Source organism: Dokdonella ginsengisoli, from assembly GCF_042652785.1.
Taxonomy (GTDB): domain Bacteria; phylum Pseudomonadota; class Gammaproteobacteria; order Xanthomonadales; family Rhodanobacteraceae; genus Dokdonella_A; species Dokdonella_A ginsengisoli.
Genome location: NZ_JBHSHD010000010.1, coordinates 846,999 through 863,937, shown reverse-complemented (window position 1 = coordinate 863,937; position 16,939 = coordinate 846,999). Strand labels below are relative to the sequence as shown.

Below are 16,939 nucleotides of genomic sequence, written 5' to 3'. Positions count from 1 at the left end.
CGTGCGCGGCAGGCGGCGCCGGGAACGCCGATGGTACCGGCTCGGCGCCGGCGAACGCAGGGCCGGAAGATCCCCCAGGGACAGGCCTGCGCGTTGCGCAGAGGACGGCGCGCCGAAGGCGAACGTCGCAGCGGGCCGGGCCAGCTCAGCGGCTGCGCGGTGGTGTGCCGGCGGCGTTCGCGGCCAGTGCAGTGCGCCGGCAGCCGTCGGGCGCGCGGCGCCGCGTCGCCGCCGCCGCGCAGACGTCGATCGCCGCCGCGGCCGGGCCGCCGAGCAGGGCGACCGCGTCGCGCGCCGCCAGGCGCGAATCCAGCTGCAGCAGCAGCGCGATCGCGCCGCTGACGTGCGCCGCCGCCAGCGAGCTGCCGGAGGCGTAGTCGTAGTGGCCGCCGGGTTCGAGCGTCAGCACTTCGCTGCCGGGCGCGCGCAGCGCCGGGCCGTCGCTGGGCGGATCGTCGACGCCGGTCACCGCGACGACGCCGGGCACGTTGAGCGGGAAGCCGTCCAGGCGCCGGCTCGGCGGCACCGCGCCGACCAGGATCGCGCCGTGCTCGACGGCGTGCCGGGCGAGTTGTTCGAGCAGAGGATCGGCCGGCCCGCCCAGGCTCAGGTTGATGATCTGCGCGCCGGCGTCGATCGCCGCGCCGAGCGCGAGGGCGAGAGTGAACGAGTTGCAGCGCGCCGCGTCGCCCGCGTGCGGGCTCCAGCAGGCGCGGTAGGCATACAGCCGCGCGCCCGGCGCGACGCCGGCGATGCCGAGGCGGTTGTTGGCCACCGCGCCGATCACGCCGGCCACTTCGGTGCCGTGGCGGTCGTTGGCCGCGGGCAGGGCCGGGTCGGCGACGAAGTCGCGCTGCGCCGCGATGCGTCCGCGCAGGTCGGGGTGGTCGGTGTCGACGCCGGCGTCGATCACCGCCACGCGCACGTCGTCGCCGCGGCTCCAGCGCTGCGCCTGGTCCGCGCCGATCGCGGCGAAGCCGCGCTGCAGGCCGATGTAGGGATCGTTGTAGCCGGTGCCGGCCGCCGCGTCGGGCGCTTCGGTCAGCGTGTCGAAGCGCTGCAGCGGCTGCGCCAGCCGCACGCGCCGGTCGCCGCGCAGGCGCGCCAGCAGCGCGTCGCGATCGGCCGACGCCGGGATCTCGTACAGCATGCAGCGCAGGCGCAGCGGACGGATCGTCCAGGCCGAGACCTCGCGCAGTTCGTAGTCGCGCGCCAGACCTGTCGCGCCGGCGATGCTGCGCGCGCTGCCGCCGTAGTTCGGCAGGCCGGCGTAGCCGCGCGGCGTCGAACCGGCGCCGGGTGCGGGATCGGCCTTTTCCGCGATGGCGACGATCAGCATGCGCGCGGAGGCGTCCTCGTCGTGCGCGGCGACGCCTTGCGCGGCGGCCGGCATCGCCGCGGCGAACAGCCACGCCGCGCAGGCCAGCAGCGCACCGCCGCAGCGCGCGACCGGCGACCCCGGGCGGCCGCGCACGGCGTTCATCGGCGCGCCGGCGCGATCGGTTCGGCCAGCAGCACGCCGCGGTTCGCGCGCAGGCGTTCCACCGTCGCCGCTACCGCGTCCGACGGTACAGCTTCGTCGAAGGCGAGGCCGTAGATCGAGCCGGCCGGATTGCTCTCGACGACGTGCAGCTTCTGCGAGGCGAGCAGCGCCTGCAGCTCGGCCAGGGTCAGCGCCGGTGCGGGCACCAGCCGGATCGCCGCCGGCGTCGCGCGTTCGGGCGCGCGCGTGAGCGTTTCGTAGCGAGCATCCACACGTTCGCGCTGCAGCAGGAGCACCGCGAACAGCGCCAGGCCGATCGCCTGCACGACCACCGCCGCGAGCAGCGCGCGGCCGCCGGGGCGGAAGCGGCGCGGCGCCGCGGGGGCGGCTTCGGGCCGGGTGCCGGCGTCGATGCGCGCGAGCAGCTGGCGCAGTCCGGCCTGCGCCTGGGCATCGGACGTGCTGGTCGTCTCCGCCGCGATGCCGGCGTGCAGCCGGCTCTGGAAGGCGTACTCGTCGCGGCAGTCGCCGCAGTCGCGCAGGTGTTCCTCGACCGCCTGCCGGTCGGCGGCGTCGGCGCTGCCGTTGACGACCCAGGGAATGAGTTCCCAGATCCGGCGGTGGGGCAGGGTGGACAGGTTCATCGCATCATCCTCGCGCCGCGCGCGTCGGGGCCGGACCGTCGCCGCCGAGCGCCGGCAGCGTGTTGCGCAGCCGCAGCCGCGCATGGAACAGGCGGGCCTTCACGGTGCCGACCGCGACGTCCATGATCGCGGCGATCTCCTCGCAGGACTGGCCCAGATAGTAGGCCAGTTCCATCGTCATGCGCTGCTCCGGCGGCAGGGCGAGCAGGCCGCTGCGCACCCAGTCGCGCAGTTCGCGCCGTTCGGCCTCGCCGGCGTCGCCGGCGCTCTCCTCGACGGCCGCGGCGGACAGCTCCACCGGTTCGGGCCGGTCGCGCAGCGCCTTCAGCAGGCGCCGGTAGGCGATGCCGATGATCCAGGTGGCGACCTTCGCGTCGCCGCGGAAGTCCTTCGCTCCGAGCCAGACGGCCCACAGGGTTTCGTTGACGATCTCGTCGACCAGGTCGCGTCTGGCCGTGTGCCTGGCCAGGAAGCGCGCGAGCCGGCCGTGGTGGTGCAGGTACAGCCGCTCGAACGCGACCCGGTCGCCGCGGGCGACGCCGCGCAGCCATTCGAGGTCGCGCGCGGCCGCGTCCGCGCGACCGTCGTCGTGCGATGCCCGGCTGCGATCCTCGTCCGCTGCGTTCAAGCGCCTTCCTCGGCCATCGTGGCGATGCCGTTCGTATGTACCACGAGTGAACGAAAAGGTTGCGCCGTGCGCGAATCGGACCCGCCGGCCGCCGAACGCGGCGCGGAAGCGGCTAGGATCGGCGCGGCGGAATCCGATTGGGGACGGCATGGCGGCAGGCTCGAGGCAGGGCGCGCGCGGCGGCGCGACGGCGCCGCTACGGCGGATAGCCGTCTGCGCAGCGATCGGCGCGCTGGCGGCGGCACGCGCCGGCGCCGAGGGCTGGAGCGGCTCGCTCGGCCTGGCCAGCAACAATCTCTACCGCGGGCTCAGCCTGACCCTCGACCGGCCGGCGTGGATCGCCGACCTGCGCTACGAGATCGGCGACGAATGGCTGATCGGCCTGGGCGCCAGCGCCGAGCGGCCGGAGTACGAATCGCCTGCGGCGCAGATCGCCCTGCGCATCGACCGCCGCTGGCAGCTCGGCGAGAACTGGGCCGCCAAGGTCGGCTACGCGCACTACGAGGAACCCTGGAACTTCTGGCGCAACGAGCTTCGCTACGACGAGGTCAACGTCGCGCTCGGCTGGCGCGGCCGCTGGAGCCTGAGCCTGGCGGCGACGCCGAACCGCAAGGCGGTCTACGCCTATACCGTGCCGCAGCGCGAGGGCTTCGCCGCGTGGACCGAGGCGACCTTCCGCCAGCCGATCGCCGGCCGCCTCGCCGCCGACTTCGGCTTCGGCTACGCCTACCTCGCGCGCAGCGGCGATCGCAATTACCGCTACGGCAGCGCCGGCCTCAGCTACGGCATCGGCGACGTCGAGCTGTATTTCGCGCGCGTGTGGACCGACGGCGCGACACCGCACTACTGGTGGGAAGACGCCGACCGCCGGCGCCCGGCGCATTCGCGCTGGCTGGTGTCGGCGATGTGGAATTTCTAGGCGCAGCCGCCGGTATCGCGCCGGTCAGCGGCCGGCCGAAGCATTCCATGCGGCCACCTTCCTGCGCGTTGCGTCGAGCATCGCATCGAGCGCCCGGCGCTCGTGCACACGGCCTTTCACGATCACCGCGGCCACGCTGCGCGTCGCGCCGATGTCCCGCAGCGGATCACGTTCGAGCAGCACCAGGTCGGCCGCCTTGCCGGCGGACACGCTGCCGTAGCGGTCGAGCGTGCCGAACCAGGCCGGGCCGGCGCGGGTTGCGGCGGCCAGCGCCTGCGCCGGCGTCAGGCCTCTCTCGACGAACAGCGTCAGTTCGTCGTGCAGGCCGACGCCGGGGTAGTTGAAGGAGTTGAGGAAGCCCGCATCGGTGCCGGCGATGATCGTCACGCCGGCGCGCTGCAGCATCGGCAGCACCGCCGCCATGCGCTCGAAGTGCGCGTGGCGCGCGGCGATCGCTTGCGGGCTCGCCTTGGCGGCGCGCTCGATGCGCCAGTCGTAGGTCTTGCGCAGCTTCGGGCCGATGTAGGCCAGGTACGCGTCATCGGCGTGCGTGTCGGTGTCCAGGTAGGCCAGGATGCGGCTGCCGTTGAGCGTCGGCGTGACCGACACGCCGCGCCGGGCCAGTTCGCGATACGCGGCCATCGCGGTGGCCTCGTCGAAGCCGCCGTCGAGGCGGCGGTTGGCCTCGGCGCGCTCTATGCGGCCGGCGGCGAAATCCGCGGCGATTGCGGCTTCGTCCTTCACGCCGGCCTTGTAGGCGTAGTCGATGTGTTCGATCGAGCTGAGGCCGGCGTCGACCGCCTGGGCCACGGTCAGCGCCATCGGAATGTGTCCGGACGTGCGCAGGCCGCGCTCCTTCGCGCGCGACACGGCGTACAGGAACAGCGGCGGATCGAGCGTGCTGTCGGTGATCTTGACGAAATCGACGCGGTCCTTCTCCTGCAGGCGCGCCAGCGCCGCATCGACGTCCGTGCGGTTGCCAACCTCGATCGTTCCCTTCCAGACCGGGCGCAGGCCTTCGATCTTGGCGCCGGAGGTGAGCAGGCGCGGACCGGCGAGCCTGCCGGCGGCGATCGCCTCGCGCCAGGCGAGCACCTGCCCGGGCAGGTCGCCGGAGCAGTCGCGCACGGTGGTGATGCCGTGCGCGAGGTAGAGCGGCAGCAGGGCCTCGTTCTCCTCGATCAGCTCGGGGCCGCCGCCGAAGTGCACGTGCATGTCCCACAGGCCGGGGATCAGGTAGCGGGCCTCGGCGTCGAGCGTCTGCGCGGCGCGCCAGCCGCGTGCGATCTCGCGGTCCGCGCCGACCGCGACGATGTTCTCGCCGCGCAGGACCACCGCCTGATCGGCGATCGTGCGGGCGTGTTCGACGTCGACGACGGTGGCGTGGCGGACGATCACGTCGCCGCTGCGCACCGCGGCGAAGGCCGGTGCGGCCGCCAGCAAGGCGGCGAAAAGCAGACCCGGACGCGTCATTTCACTGCGCTCCGGCGTCGGCGAGGAGGCGCTCGATGGCGGCGTGGCCGCGCCGGTGCGCGTGCTGCCGCGGCGTGAGGCCGTCGCCGTCCGCCAGCTCGACGTCGGCGCCGGCTTCGATCAGCACGCGCGCGGCGTCGACATGATTCAGGCGCGGGGCGAACACGGCGAGCGTCGTCGCGAGCGTGGCAGGCAACGGATTCATGGATCGGTTCTCCTCCGGGATGGCGGCCGCGCGGCGCGGCGCTGTTCGGCACGGCCGGATCATGCTAGAAGCGCGTTCGGGCATTTGAAAGCGAAATATTCGAATGAAACCCATCGCAAAACCGAATAGGCCGCTGTTCGATCTGGACCTGCTCCGGACCCTCGTTGCGGTGGCCGACTGCGGCAGCTTCACCGCCGCGTCCGCGCGGCTGCATTCGACGCAGTCGACGGTGAGCCAGAAGATCCGGCGCCTGGAGGAAATGAGCGGCCATCGCCTGCTCGAGCGCACCAGCCGCGACGTGCGTGCGACCGACGCCGGCGAGGCCCTGCTCGCGCTCGCGTGCCGCATGCTCGAGCTCAATGACGAGACGCTCGACGTGCTGGCGGGCGCAGCGGTGGCGATGACGGTGCGCCTGGGCGTGCCCGACGATTTCGCGGCCGGACGCACGGTGGCGCTGCTCGCCGCGTTCGGCCGGCGGCATCCGCAGGTGAAGCTCGAGGTGACGACGGGACTGAGCCGCGATCTCGGCGGCGGCTACGACCGCGGCGAACTCGACCTCGTCGTGCTCAAGCAGAAGCGCCACAGCCGCGAAGCCGTCGCACGCTGGCCGGAAACCTTGCGCTGGATCGACAGCGCCAGGCATCCCGCGTTCGACACCGACCCGCTGCCGCTGGTGACCTTCCCGCTGCGCGGGCTCTACCGCGACGAGATGATCCGCGTCGCCGAAGGCCTCGGGCGCAGCTGGCGCATCAGCTTCACCAGCTCCAGCCTTTCCGGTATCCAGGCCGCGGTCGCCGGCGGCCTGGGCATCAGCCTGCTTCCCGCGCGCGCCGTCACCTCGGAGCACGTCGTGCTGACGCGAAGGAAGGGGCTGCCGGCGATCGACACGATGGACGTCGCGCTGCTGCACCGGCCGACGGCCGATCCGATCGTCAGGGACTTGGCGGAGGAATTGCGCCGGATGCTGGAGCGGGAGCGGAGATAGCGATCGTGCGCTCCCGCTCCGTCGCTGGCGGGGCGTACTGGCGTGAGACTTCAGTTCCCCCTCTCCCGTTGGCGGGAGAGGCGAAGAAGTCGTTTTCTCATCCGGTCGAGAGAGAGCTGGCGCGGGCCGGCAGCCATTCGCCGCGCACGACCACGCGCCGGGCGCAGGGCACGCCGGCAACGGCGTCGGCGCCGTTGCGGGCGTCCAGCACGACGAAGGAGGCTTCGTCGCCGGGGCTCAGACCGTAGTCTTTCAAGCCGATGACCGAGGCGGGTGCGTGCGTGACGAGATCGAGCGCGATGCGCAGTTCGTCGTCGGTGTGGAAGCCGGAGCGGTAGCCGATCAGCATCGCGCGCTGCAGCAGGTCGCCGTTGCCGTACGGCCACCACGCGTCGCGGATGTTGTCGTTGCCGGCGAACACGCGCACGCCGGCCTCGCGCAGGCGCCGCACCGGCGGGAAAGGGCGGTCGCCCGGCGCGTTGGTCATGATCGAGACGCCGGCAGCGGCGAGCGCGGCGGCGGTGCGTTCCAGAGTGTCGGGTGCAACCTCGCCCAGCGCGTAGGCATGGCTGACCGCGACGCGGCCGGACAGGCCGGCGGCGGCGGTGCGGAACGCGATGCGCAGCAGCTGTTCGATGCCCTGCTGGCCGGGCTCGTGCAGGTGGATGTCGATCCTGGCGCCGTGCCGTTCGGCGAGGCCGAAGACGACGTCGAGCTGGGCTTTTGCATCGCCGTCCAGCGCGCTCGGATCGATGCCGCCGACGACGTCGGCGCCTTCGCGCATCGCGGCGTCGAGCACCTCGGCGGTGCCCGGGCACGACGCGACGCCGGCCTGCGGAAACGCGACGATCTCGATCGCGACCGTGTCGCGCCATTTTTCCGCGGCTTCCAGCACCGCGTGGAGATGCGAAAGGCCGGTGGTCGCGTCGACGTCGACGTGGCAGCGCATCGCGAGTGTACCGAACGAAACCGCCTGTGCGATCAGCGCATCGGCGCGTTCGACCATCGGCTTGGCCTGGGCGAGCAGCCGCTTCTCGACGGCCAGCCGTTCGCGCAGGGTGGCGGCGGGCACGTGCGGCCGCCAGACGTCGCCGACGAAACTCTTGTCGAGATGGATGTGGCCGTCGACGAAGCCCGGCAGCACCAGCGCGCCGCGCAGATCGACGACCTCGGCCGCGGCGGGCTGGACGCCGGCCTCGACGAAGCGTCCGTCGCGGACGGCCAGGCGCAGCGGATGGCCGTGGATGTCCACGGCGTTGGCGAAGAGGCGGTCGGTCATCGCAGGGTCCTGGTGGGCGGTCGCCGTGGCCGGCACGACGATCGCCCGCGGAGAATCGGATTTCCAGCCTAGCGCCCGGACCGACCATTTCCCAATGAAATGGATTGATAAGGCCTATTCGAAATCCGAATGATCAGGAACGGATGCAACCGCCGCAAGCGCATCGCCGCGCGCGGGCGCGGCGATGCGCCGGACCTCAGGCCGCCTGCGCCGACGCCGCGCGCAGCCGGCGCGCCGCCTCGACCATCGCCTGCAACGCCGCGCGCGTCTCCGGCCAGCCGCGCGTCTTCAGGCCGCAGTCCGGGTTGACCCAGATCTGGCCGGCGTCGAGCACCGCGACGGCCTTGCGCAGCAACGCGGTCATCTCCTCCACCGACGGCAGGCGCGGCGAATGGATGTCGTAGACGCCGGGGCCGATCTCGTTCGGGTAGCGGAAGCGCACGAAGGCATCGAGCAGCTCCATGCGCGAGCGCGAGGTCTCGATCGAGATCACGTCGGCGTCCATCGCCGCCACCGCGTCGATGATGTCGTTGAACTGCGAGTAGCACATGTGGGTGTGGATCTGCGTGTCGTCGGCGACGCCGGAGGCGCTGATGCGGAAGCAGTCCACCGCCCATTCCAGGTACGCAGGCCAGTCGGCGCGCCGCAGCGGCAGGCCCTCGCGCAGCGCCGGTTCGTCGATCTGGATCGTGCGGATGCCGGCCTGTTCCAGGTCGAGCACCTCGTCGCGCAGCGCCAGCGCGATCTGCCGGCAGGTGGTCGCACGCGGCTGGTCGTCGCGTACGAACGACCACTGCAGCATGGTCACCGGTCCGGTCAGCATGCCCTTCATCGGCCGCTCGGTCAGCGACTGCGCGTACTGCGACCAGCGCACCGTCATCGGCGCCGGCCGCTGCACGTCGCCGTAGATGACCGGCGGCTTGACGCAGCGCGAGCCGTAGCTCTGCACCCAGCCGTTGTGCGTGAAGGCGAAGCCGTCGAGCCGTTCGCCGAAATACTCGACCATGTCGTTGCGCTCGAATTCGCCGTGCACCAGCACGTCGAGGCCGATCTCCTCCTGCATACGCACGCAGCGCTCGGTTTCCGCGGCCAGGAACGCGTCGTAGTCGGCGTCGGACAGCTTGCCGCCGCGATGCCGGGCGCGCGCCTGGCGCACCTCGCGCGTCTGCGGAAACGAGCCGATCGTCGTGGTCGGGAACGCCGGCAGGCGCATGCGTTCGTGCTGCACGCGGCGTCGTTCGGCGTACGGCGAGCGGCGCGCCACCTGCACCTCATCCAGCGCATCGAGGCGGCGCGCGACCTGCGGCCGGTGCACCTTCGGCGAGGTGCGCCGCGATTCGCGCCGCTCGCGCGCCAGTTCGAGCGTCGAGGCGGTGTAGAACGCGCCGTTGGCGGCGTCGGCCAGCACGCGCAGCTCGTCGATCTTCTGCCGCGCGAAGGCGAGCCAGGCGACCATGTTCGCCGGCAGTTCGGTCTCCAGCCGGGTGTCGACCGGCACGTGCAGCAGCGAGCACGACGGCGCGAGCTGCAGCCGCTGCGCGCCGATGCGCGCGGCGACGCGGCGCACGAGGTCGAGCGCCGCATCGAGGTCGGCGCGCCAGATGTTGCGCCCGTCGACCACGCCGATCGAGAGCGTGCGTCCGGCGGGCAGGGCATCGAGCACGGCGTCGATCTGCGGCGCCGCGCGGACCAGGTCGACGTGCAGGCCGTCGACCGGCAGTTCCATCGCCAGCGCCAGGTTGTCGCCGAGCGCGCCGAAGTACGTCGCCAGCATCAGCTTCGGGCCCTGCGCGGCGGCAAGCGCGGCATAGGCGCGGCGGTAGGCGGCGTGGTCGTCGGCGTCCTGGTCGAGCACCAGGCAGGGCTCGTCGATCTGCACCCAGGTCGCGCCGGCGGCGTGCAGGCGCTGCAGCAGCTCGGCGTAGACCGGCAGCAGGCGATCGAGCAGCTGCAGGCGGTCGCTGCCGTCGGTGGTCTTGGAGAGCAGCAGGAAGCTCACCGGCCCGAGCAGGACCGGCCGTGCGTCGAGGCCGAGCTGCCGCGCTTCGACGTATTCGGCCAGCGGCTTGTCGCCGCGCAGGCGGAACGACTGTCCTGCGTGCAGCTCGGGCACGAGGTAGTGGTAGTTGGTGTCGAACCACTTGGTCATTTCCAGCGCGGGCAGGTCGAATCCGCCGGTCTGCACCCCGCGGGCCAGCGCGAAATAGCCGGCGAGCGGATCGCGATCGGCCAGCGCGCGGTAGCGGTCCGGGATCGCATCGAGCAGGAAGGCGGTGTCGAGCACGTGGTCGTAGAGCGAGAAGTCGTTGCACGGCACGACGTCCGCGCCGGCTTCGCGCTGCAGGCGCCAGTGGGCATGCCGCAGCTGCGCGGCGGTCTCCTGCAGTTGCCGGGCGTCGAGTTCGCCGCGCCAGTAGCCTTCCAGCGCGGACTTCAGTTCGCGTTTCGCGCCGATGCGCGGGAAGCCGAGATTCGTAACGAGAGTCATTGGATGCGTTTCCTCATGCGTGATGGGCAGTGAGGAACGAAGGAACCGCGCGCCGCCGCCTCCCGCGAAGGGACGCACCGCCACGCCAGCGACCTTCGCCCCCTCGGGCGATCCGGAACGACGTGGCGCGGGCGCGGGAAGGCGCGCGCGGGCGGGCCGCGCGTGCGCTCCGGCGCTTCCCCACGGAAGCTCCAGGTCAGACCGGGATTTCTCCCGGGCCGGGGCAGGTCTTCGGGCTCGTGGACGAGGAACGCTCGCGGGTTCCGCCTAGTGTTCGCCGCTTCCCGGTCCGACTCGCGGAAAACCGCCGTGCGGGCGGTTTTCCAGGTCGCGCAGAACCAGTGCTATTGGCGAAGGTCGTTTCCACACACCGCTGCGGGGCAGCGCCGGAGTTGGTCGCGAGGACCGTACCGGCTTCCCTATTAATTCATCCTTCTATACGGATAGAGGGATGAAACCGTCGGCGGGCGCACCGTAGCCGGCGTGCCTCGCGGCGTCAAGCTTCAGGTGTGCGCGACCAGCGCCAGGGCGTGGCGCGCGGCGATCCATTCCTCGTTGGTCGGCTCGACGGCGACGGTGACGCGGCTGGTGGCTGCCGAGATCACCGGCGCATGGCGCGCGTTGCTTTCCTCGTCGATCGCGACGCCGAGCCAGCCGAGTTCGCGGCCGATGCGCTCGCGCAGGATCGCGTTGTGTTCGCCGATGCCGGCGGTGAACACCAGCAGGTCGAGGCCGCCGAGCACGGCGGCGAGCGCGCCGATCTCGCGCACGATGCGCCGCACGTACAGGGCCAGCGCCAGCTGCACGCGTTCGTCGCCGGCTTCGCGCGGCAGCAGCACCTGCGGGTCGGACGACACGCCGGAGACGCCGAGCAGGCCGGAGCGGTGGTAGAGCAGGTCGGCGACCTCGTCGACGCCGAGCCGCTCGATCTGCATCAGGTAGAGCAGGGCGCCCGGATCGAGCGAACCGCAGCGCGTGCCCATCATCAGGCCGTCGAGCGCGGAGAAGCCCATCGTGGTGGCGACGCTGCGCAGCTCGCGCATCGCGCACAGGCTGGCGCCGCTGCCCAGGTGCGCGCAGATCGTGCGGCCGCGCGCGCCATCGCCGTAGCGTTCGGCCAGCGCGATCGACAGGTATTCGTACGACAGGCCGTGGAAGCCGTAGCGGCGCAGGCCGCGCTGCCAGGCGTCGTACGGCAGCGGAAGCAGTTTCTCCACGTCCGGCAGCGTGTGGTGGAAGGCAGTGTCGAAGCAGGCGATCTGCGGCAGGTCCGGCCGCGCCTGCAGCAGCGCACCGATCGCGTCGAGCGCGAACGGCTGGTGCAGCGGCGCGAGCGGAATGTAGTCGCGCAGGTCCGCCAGCACGGCGGCGTCGACGCGGACCGGCTCGAAGTACTTCGCACCGCCGTGCACGACGCGATGCGCGACGGCGACGAGCTGCGCGCCGTCGAGGCGCGCCTGCACGCGCTCGCGGATCAGCGCCAGCGCGGCGTGGTACGGCTGCGCGGTGTCGAGTGGCACCGATCGCCGCGGCTCGCCGCGTTCGTCCAGGGTGGGCCGGTCGCTGCCGATGCCGTTGACCTTGCCGTTCCAGGCCGGCGTGCGCGGCAGCGGCTCGGCGGTGTCGAACAGCGCGAACTTGATGCTGGAGGAACCGCAGTTGAGGACCAGGATGCGTTCGCTCACGGCTTCACCGCGCGGTAGCGGTTGGCCACCAGCACGGCGACGGCGCAGGAGGCCACGCGCGTTTCGCCCGGGTCCGCGCGGCTGGTCAGGATCACCGGCACGCGCGCGCCCATCACGATGCCGGCGCTGGCGGCGCCGCCGAGGTATTCGAGCTGCTTGGCCAGCATGTTGCCGCTTTCCAGGTCCGGAACCACCAGCACGTCGGCGCGCCCGGCCACTTCCGAGGAGATGCCCTTGATGCGCGCGGCGTCGGCCGAGACCGCGTTGTCGAACGCGAGCGGGCCGTCGAGCACGCCGCCTTCGATCTGGCGGCGGTCGGCCATCTTGCACAGCGCCGCCGCGTCGAGCGTGGCCTGCATGCGCGGATTGACCGTCTCCACCGCGGCGAGGATCGCCACGCGCGGCGTGTCCACGCCGATGATGCGCGCGAGGTCGATCGCGTTGCACACGATGTCGGCCTTCTCCTCCAGCGTCGGCGCGATGTTGATCGCCGCGTCGGTGATGATGAACGGGCGCGGATAGGCCGGAGTCTGCATCAGATAGCAGTGCGAGACGCGCCGCGCGGTACGCAGGCCGGCTTCGCGGGCGAGCACGGCGCTCATCAGTTCGTCGGTGTGCAGGCTGCCCTTCATCAGGGCCTCGACGCGGCCCGAGGCGGCCAGCGCCGCCGCGCGCTCGGCCGCGGCGTGGCTGTGCGGCACGTGCTCGATCGCGATGCCGTCGAGATCGAAGCCGGCCTGCCGCGCGACGGCTTCGATCCGCTCGCGCGGCGCCACCAGCAGCGGATCGACCAGGCCGGCGGCACGCGCCTCGAGCACGGCGCCGAGGCTGGTTTCGTCGCACGGATGCACCACGGCGACGCGGATCGCGCCGAGCGTCTGTGCCTGCTCGAGCAGGGTGCTCGCGCCGGCGCGGATTCCGCCCGCGGGCGAGGAAGCGGGTGACAGGTCGTTCATGGCGGCTCCGCGCGAAGGGATCGGGTCGCCCCGATGATCGTGCGGAAACGTGTCGGACGGAAGATGAGGCGGTGCCGGCGTCCCGTGCGGACGCCGGCACGATGCGTCGGGTCAGTGGCACATGGCGCCGCCGCCGCCCTGTTCGAAGCCGTCGGCGAAGATCAGGTCGGCGGCGGCGCCGCCGCCGATGCGTACCTCGTCGAGCCAGAAGCCGGTGAATTCCGAGCCGCTGTCCGACGAGAAGCGCCAGCGGATGCGTACGGTCTGTCCGGCGTAGGCGGCCAGATCCGAGCCGAAGCCGAGGAACACCGGCGTCGCTTCGCCGTTGTCCGGATCGGCCGGGTCGGCGCTGGTGCTGACGCCGTTGAACGCGCCGTGCGTGTAGGCGTAGCCGCAGGCATTGGCCGGCGCGTCGGCGTGGGTGGTTCCCTGCGTCTGGTCGAACGTGCTCGGATAGCCGCCGTCCGGCGGCAGGTCGGTCCAGGTCGCGCCGTCGTCGGTCGAGATCTCGGTGACCACGCCGTCCCATTCGTGCTCGAGGTCGTAGCGCGCCTGGTAGCCGAGGCTGGCTCCGGCCGGCAGCCGCAGCGGCGGCGTCTCCAGGCTGGCGCAGGTGCTGGACGGATACACGCCGCCGTCGCGGGCGTTGTGATAGCTCAGCGTGCCCGCGCTCGCCTCGGTATTGGTGATCTGCCACGGCGACTGGAGCGTGGCGTAGACGTGCGTGTCGGCGTCGTCGAGGTAGGCGTTCGGATCGGGGCCGTCGGCGCCGGTCGGCGTCACGCCGAGCGTGTCCGACACCGGGCTGGCGTTGCCGAGCGAGTCGTTGGCGAACACGCGATAGAAGTACGGCGTGCCGTTCCCGACGCCGGTGTCGGTGAATGCCGGCGTGGCGAGGTCGTCGGCGAGGGTCGTCGGCGCGCTGAAGTACGGGTCGGTGTCGCGCAGCACCGTGTAGGTGATGGTCGAGGTGGTCGGGCATTGCGAGGCTGCCGTCGCCCACGCCAGATCGACGCTGCAGCTCGCGTTCGCGCCGTCGGCGAGCAGCGAGTGCGTGTCGAAGCCTGGCAGGCGCGTGCAGGCGTCCTGCGAGACCACGGCGACGCAGCTTTCCGACAGCTCGCCTTCGACGTCGCCCTGCACGCCGCGCACGCGGTAGGCGTAGGAATAGCCGCCCTGCGTGCGGTCGTCGGTCAGCGGCGCTGCGGTTCCGCTGGCGACCAGGTGGAAGTCGGCCGCGTTCGCGCTGCAGTCGCCGTCGGCGCGGTAGAGCTGGAAACCCTGCGCGCCGGCAGCGGCGGTGAAGCCGATGCCGACGCCGGCGTCGCCGTTGCTCGCCGCGGTCAGCGCGGTCGGCGCCGGGAACGCGGCCGGATCGGGCAGGGCGAAGGCGGCCGACAGCGCCAGTGCGTAGCCCTGCCGGTCGGAGCCGTCGCTGCCGTCGCCGGGCACGTTGCCCGCCTTCACGCGGATCGTGTAGCGGCCGGCGACCGGCGTCGGCAAGCGCACCTGCTCGACGGTGTCCTTGGCGTTGGCGCTGCCGCCGGCGACCGATGCATCGCCGCTGAAGTGGTTGCCCAGATAGACCGTGCCGTCCGGCGCGACCACTTCGAGGTCGAGATCGTTGACCAGGGTCGAGGCCGCGCCGGGCGCGGCTTCGACGTCGAACCAGGCCAGCGTCGCGCGCAGCTCGAGACCGGCGGCGACGTTCTCGATCACGTACTCGTTCGCATCGCCGGTTTCCAGGCCGGCCGCGTTGACGCGCTCGAACAGGCGCAGGCGGCGGCTGTCGTCGCCGCCGGGCGTGGTGTTCTTGAACCACAGGTTGCCGTCGAGCCAGGCGCGGCCCCAGCCGTTCTCGCCGGTCGGCCAGTCGGGCGAGGCGAGCGGATTGGTGCCGTTGAGAAGCACCGCCTTGAGCATCGCGCCGGTCGGGTTGAGCGCATCGGCGGCGCTGCGCTCGCCGCGCGGGTAGAAGCCGTCGGTGAAGAACTGCCGCACCAGGGTGGCGTTGCCGGTGAGCGTGGGCGCGGCCATCGAGGTGCCCGAGTCGGGCCGCGACTGCGGCGCGCGCACGGTCGCCGAGACCGGCGAGGAGGCCGTGGTGTTGCGTGCGGAGATGATGTCCGTGCCCGGCGCGGCGATGTCGGGCTTGATGCGGCCGTCGGCCGCCGGGCCGAGGTTCGAGTACCAGGCGTGCGCGGTGCTGCCGGCGTGATCGAGCGCGGCCACGCTGAGCGCGTTCTTGGCGTTGCTCGGCGAGCCGGTCTGCACCGGACCGTCGGCGTTGTTGCCGGCGGCGATGATGACCAGCAGGTCCTCGCGCCGGCGCGTGACGCGGTCGACCGCGGCGTCGTCGGCAACGTACAGGCCGTTCTCGGCGCCGCCCCAGCTGTCGTTGTGCAGGCGCGCGCCGCCGGCATGCGCCTGTTCGAGCAGGTCTTCGACGTCGCCGGCGTTGACGTTGCGCGGACTGGTGCCGCCGATGTCCTGCATCAGCAGCTGCGCGTTCGGCGCCATGCCGTCGGCCAGGTCGTGGCTGGGCAGCAGCGGCGTGGACGGCAGGAAGCTGGACGCGCCGAAGGTGCCGGCGGCGTCGCCGAGCACGCTGCCGGTGACGTGCGTGCCGTGGCCGGAGTAGTAGTCGTAGGCGACGTTACCGGGCTGCGTCCAGTAGCCGATGATCTTGTTGTCCGGATACAGGCGGCCGATCGCCGGCGGCAGCGGCGGCGGATCGTCGGCGAAGGTCACTTCGGTGTGCGCGCCGCTGCCCTTGTCGAGGGTGGCGAACCAGGCCGCGTCCGGCGTGGTGCCCGAATCGGCGACGGCGACGATCTGGCCGCTGCCGAGCAGGCCCTGGTCCCACAGCGGGCTCGGTCCGCAGACCGCGCCGCTGCCGGCGCAGATCGAGGTCGAATTGGCCTGGATCGCGCCGACCGAGCCGGCGTTGGTCAGCCGGGTCTGCACCCACGGCGTGACGTAGCGGACGCCGTCGATCGCGCTGGCCTCGCGCACCAGCGCGTCGAGCTGCGCCGCGTCGGCGACGCGTGCGCGCACGTACGGCGATGCTTGCGCGCGCTCGCTGCGCGCGGTGATCTCCACGCCCGGCACGCGCTTGCGCAGGGTCGCGGCGATCTGCGCCGAAGACGCGCCGCGGAAAGCGGACAGCACGATCTCGTGGCCGCCGTCTTCCTGGCTCGCCGTGGCGGCGGTGCGCCGCGACCGCCACAGCTGCGGATCGAGCTTCATCGCCGGCTGCAGCGCGCCGGCCCAGCGCACGCCGGCGATCTTGCGCACGCTCTCCAGCGCCGCGGCGTCCAGGCGCGCGTAGTAGGCGTTGTTCGGCACGTAGCCGAGCAGTTCCACGCCGCGCGCAAGCAGCTCTCGCCGCGCGGCCTTGAGATGGTCGGGGTCGAGCTGCACGATCGCGTACGACGTCGGCTGCGATGCGTCCGCCGCGCCGACGGCGGAAACGTCCAGCCGCTGCGCGGCCGGATCGAACGCGCCCGCCTGCAGGATCAGCCGGCGCGAATCGGCGCGCGCGGCGTCCAGCGCATCCAGCGGCAGCGGCGCGGCGGCGACCGTGGTGGTGGCGGCGCGTGCATCGGAAGCCGGCCAGCCGAGCGCGAGAACGAGCGCGGAGAGCAGGGCGGTACGGGCAGTGCGTACGGGCATGGAAGCGTCCTCGAAGGAATCCGGAGCGTGCGAGCGGATGCGCGGACGTCCCGAAGGAAGCCGCGGCGCATCCGATCGAATTCGAAGCGGACGATATCGGCCGCGCCGGCGTGCCGCCATTGGATGAACTCGTGCCCGCGCGCAGCGCACTGTACAAAACGCCGCGTTCGTACCAATCCGTTCGTAGGCGCGGTCCGCGGCGCGCCGCCGTCGACTGTCAACAATCGTGTCCTGCCCGGTGCGCCGGGTTGCGCATCGATCGCCTGTCGTGGTCGCCGCGGCGCGCTACAAGGCCCTGGACGGCCGCTCGCGCGCCGTGCAGGCGGCATCGCGCCGCCCGACATCGTGGCCGACGGCCTATTTCTCCGCCGGATGCGTTGTGCCTAAGATCGAATCGCCGCAGGGTTTTCGCTTGCACATCTTTCCGGAGCGAGGACGGCGGCGGGTCGCTGGCCGCGTCACCGGATCGGAGCCTTCTCCGCAGCGGGGCGCGCCGAAGTGGGGCAACGCAGCAACAGG

12 protein-coding genes and 1 riboswitch are annotated in these 16,939 nt (G+C 72.2%); of the genes, 2 read left to right on the top strand and 10 right to left on the bottom strand.

What is annotated here, in order from left to right:
- Positions 1–145 precede the first annotated feature (145 nt).
- The 3 genes from ACFO6Q_RS15930 to ACFO6Q_RS15920 are packed head-to-tail and all read right to left on the bottom strand — an operon-like array spanning position 146 to position 2,755.
- On the bottom strand, positions 146–1,483 hold the full coding sequence (locus ACFO6Q_RS15930) for a S8 family peptidase (RefSeq protein ID WP_380022088.1): 1,338 nt from the start codon (positions 1,481–1,483) through the stop codon (positions 146–148).
- Complete coding sequence (locus ACFO6Q_RS15925; protein WP_380022087.1) at positions 1,480–2,127, bottom strand: zf-HC2 domain-containing protein; 648 nt, start codon at positions 2,125–2,127, stop codon at positions 1,480–1,482. Before ACFO6Q_RS15925 ends, ACFO6Q_RS15930 begins: the two co-directional genes overlap by 4 nt.
- A 4-nt stretch (positions 2,128–2,131) precedes the next feature.
- Positions 2,132–2,755 carry an RNA polymerase sigma factor gene (locus tag ACFO6Q_RS15920; RefSeq protein WP_380022086.1) on the bottom strand — a complete coding sequence of 208 codons (624 nt, stop codon included), beginning with the start codon at positions 2,753–2,755 and terminating at the stop codon, positions 2,132–2,134.
- A gap of 148 nt (positions 2,756–2,903) precedes the next feature.
- On the opposite strand from ACFO6Q_RS15920, the gene ACFO6Q_RS15915 reads away from it, so the two are divergent.
- Entirely contained in the window at positions 2,904–3,674 is a 771-nt protein-coding gene (locus ACFO6Q_RS15915) for a TorF family putative porin (RefSeq protein ID WP_380022085.1), read from the top strand.
- Between the two features lie 24 nt (positions 3,675–3,698).
- Here the strand turns inward: ACFO6Q_RS15915 and ACFO6Q_RS15910 are convergent, their stop codons facing one another.
- The gene (locus ACFO6Q_RS15910) at positions 3,699–5,147 is read right to left on the bottom strand and encodes an amidohydrolase family protein (RefSeq protein ID WP_380022084.1); all 1,449 of its coding nucleotides are present in this window, start codon (positions 5,145–5,147) and stop codon (positions 3,699–3,701) included.
- 1 nt (position 5,148) lies between these two features.
- A complete protein-coding gene (locus ACFO6Q_RS15905; protein ID WP_380022083.1) occupies positions 5,149–5,352 on the bottom strand; it encodes an ankyrin repeat domain-containing protein in 204 nt (67 codons plus the stop codon).
- A gap of 103 nt (positions 5,353–5,455) precedes the next feature.
- Between ACFO6Q_RS15905 and ACFO6Q_RS15900 the strand changes: the two genes are divergently transcribed.
- Entirely contained in the window at positions 5,456–6,337 is an 882-nt protein-coding gene (locus ACFO6Q_RS15900) for a LysR family transcriptional regulator (protein ID WP_380022082.1), read from the top strand.
- Between the two features lie 97 nt (positions 6,338–6,434).
- Here the strand turns inward: ACFO6Q_RS15900 and ACFO6Q_RS15895 are convergent, their stop codons facing one another.
- The 5 genes from ACFO6Q_RS15895 to ACFO6Q_RS15875 form a co-directional block, all read right to left on the bottom strand.
- The gene (locus tag ACFO6Q_RS15895) at positions 6,435–7,616 is read right to left on the bottom strand and encodes an amidohydrolase family protein (protein WP_380022081.1); all 1,182 of its coding nucleotides are present in this window, start codon (positions 7,614–7,616) and stop codon (positions 6,435–6,437) included.
- Positions 7,617–7,812: 196 nt separating this feature from the next.
- A complete protein-coding gene (gene metE / locus ACFO6Q_RS15890) occupies positions 7,813–10,104 on the bottom strand; it encodes a 5-methyltetrahydropteroyltriglutamate--homocysteine S-methyltransferase (protein WP_380022080.1) in 2,292 nt (763 codons plus the stop codon).
- Between the two features lie 205 nt (positions 10,105–10,309).
- Positions 10,310–10,582, bottom strand: a riboswitch (cobalamin riboswitch).
- Positions 10,583–10,607: 25 nt separating this feature from the next.
- Positions 10,608–11,789: an acetate/propionate family kinase gene (locus tag ACFO6Q_RS15885; protein ID WP_380022079.1), complete on the bottom strand. Its 1,182-nt coding sequence runs from the start codon at positions 11,787–11,789 to the stop codon at positions 10,608–10,610.
- A complete protein-coding gene (locus tag ACFO6Q_RS15880) occupies positions 11,786–12,745 on the bottom strand; it encodes a bifunctional enoyl-CoA hydratase/phosphate acetyltransferase (protein ID WP_465251710.1) in 960 nt (319 codons plus the stop codon). The genes ACFO6Q_RS15885 and ACFO6Q_RS15880 overlap by 4 nt, the downstream gene beginning before the upstream one ends.
- A gap of 111 nt (positions 12,746–12,856) precedes the next feature.
- Positions 12,857–16,420: a S8 family serine peptidase gene (locus ACFO6Q_RS15875; RefSeq protein ID WP_380022078.1), complete on the bottom strand. Its 3,564-nt coding sequence runs from the start codon at positions 16,418–16,420 to the stop codon at positions 12,857–12,859.
- Positions 16,421–16,939: the final 519 nt, after the last annotated feature.

Bases quoted from the DNA above. Each gene is read 5' to 3' on its own strand.
- ACFO6Q_RS15930 (WP_380022088.1), bottom strand. From the start codon at position 1,483: ATGAACGCCGTGCGCGGCCGCCCGGGGTCGCCGGTCGCGCGCTGCGGC.
- ACFO6Q_RS15925 (WP_380022087.1), bottom strand. From the start codon at position 2,127: ATGAACCTGTCCACCCTGCCCCACCGCCGGATCTGGGAACTCATTCCC.
- ACFO6Q_RS15915 (WP_380022085.1), top strand. From the start codon at position 2,904: ATGGCGGCAGGCTCGAGGCAGGGCGCGCGCGGCGGCGCGACGGCGCCG.
- ACFO6Q_RS15910 (WP_380022084.1), bottom strand. From the start codon at position 5,147: ATGACGCGTCCGGGTCTGCTTTTCGCCGCCTTGCTGGCGGCCGCACCG.
- ACFO6Q_RS15905 (WP_380022083.1), bottom strand. From the start codon at position 5,352: ATGAATCCGTTGCCTGCCACGCTCGCGACGACGCTCGCCGTGTTCGCC.
- ACFO6Q_RS15900 (WP_380022082.1), top strand. From the start codon at position 5,456: ATGAAACCCATCGCAAAACCGAATAGGCCGCTGTTCGATCTGGACCTG.
- ACFO6Q_RS15895 (WP_380022081.1), bottom strand. From the start codon at position 7,616: ATGACCGACCGCCTCTTCGCCAACGCCGTGGACATCCACGGCCATCCG.
- metE (WP_380022080.1), bottom strand. From the start codon at position 10,104: ATGACTCTCGTTACGAATCTCGGCTTCCCGCGCATCGGCGCGAAACGC.
- ACFO6Q_RS15880 (WP_465251710.1), bottom strand. From the start codon at position 12,745: ATGAACGACCTGTCACCCGCTTCCTCGCCCGCGGGCGGAATCCGCGCC.
- ACFO6Q_RS15875 (WP_380022078.1), bottom strand. From the start codon at position 16,420: ATGCCCGTACGCACTGCCCGTACCGCCCTGCTCTCCGCGCTCGTTCTC.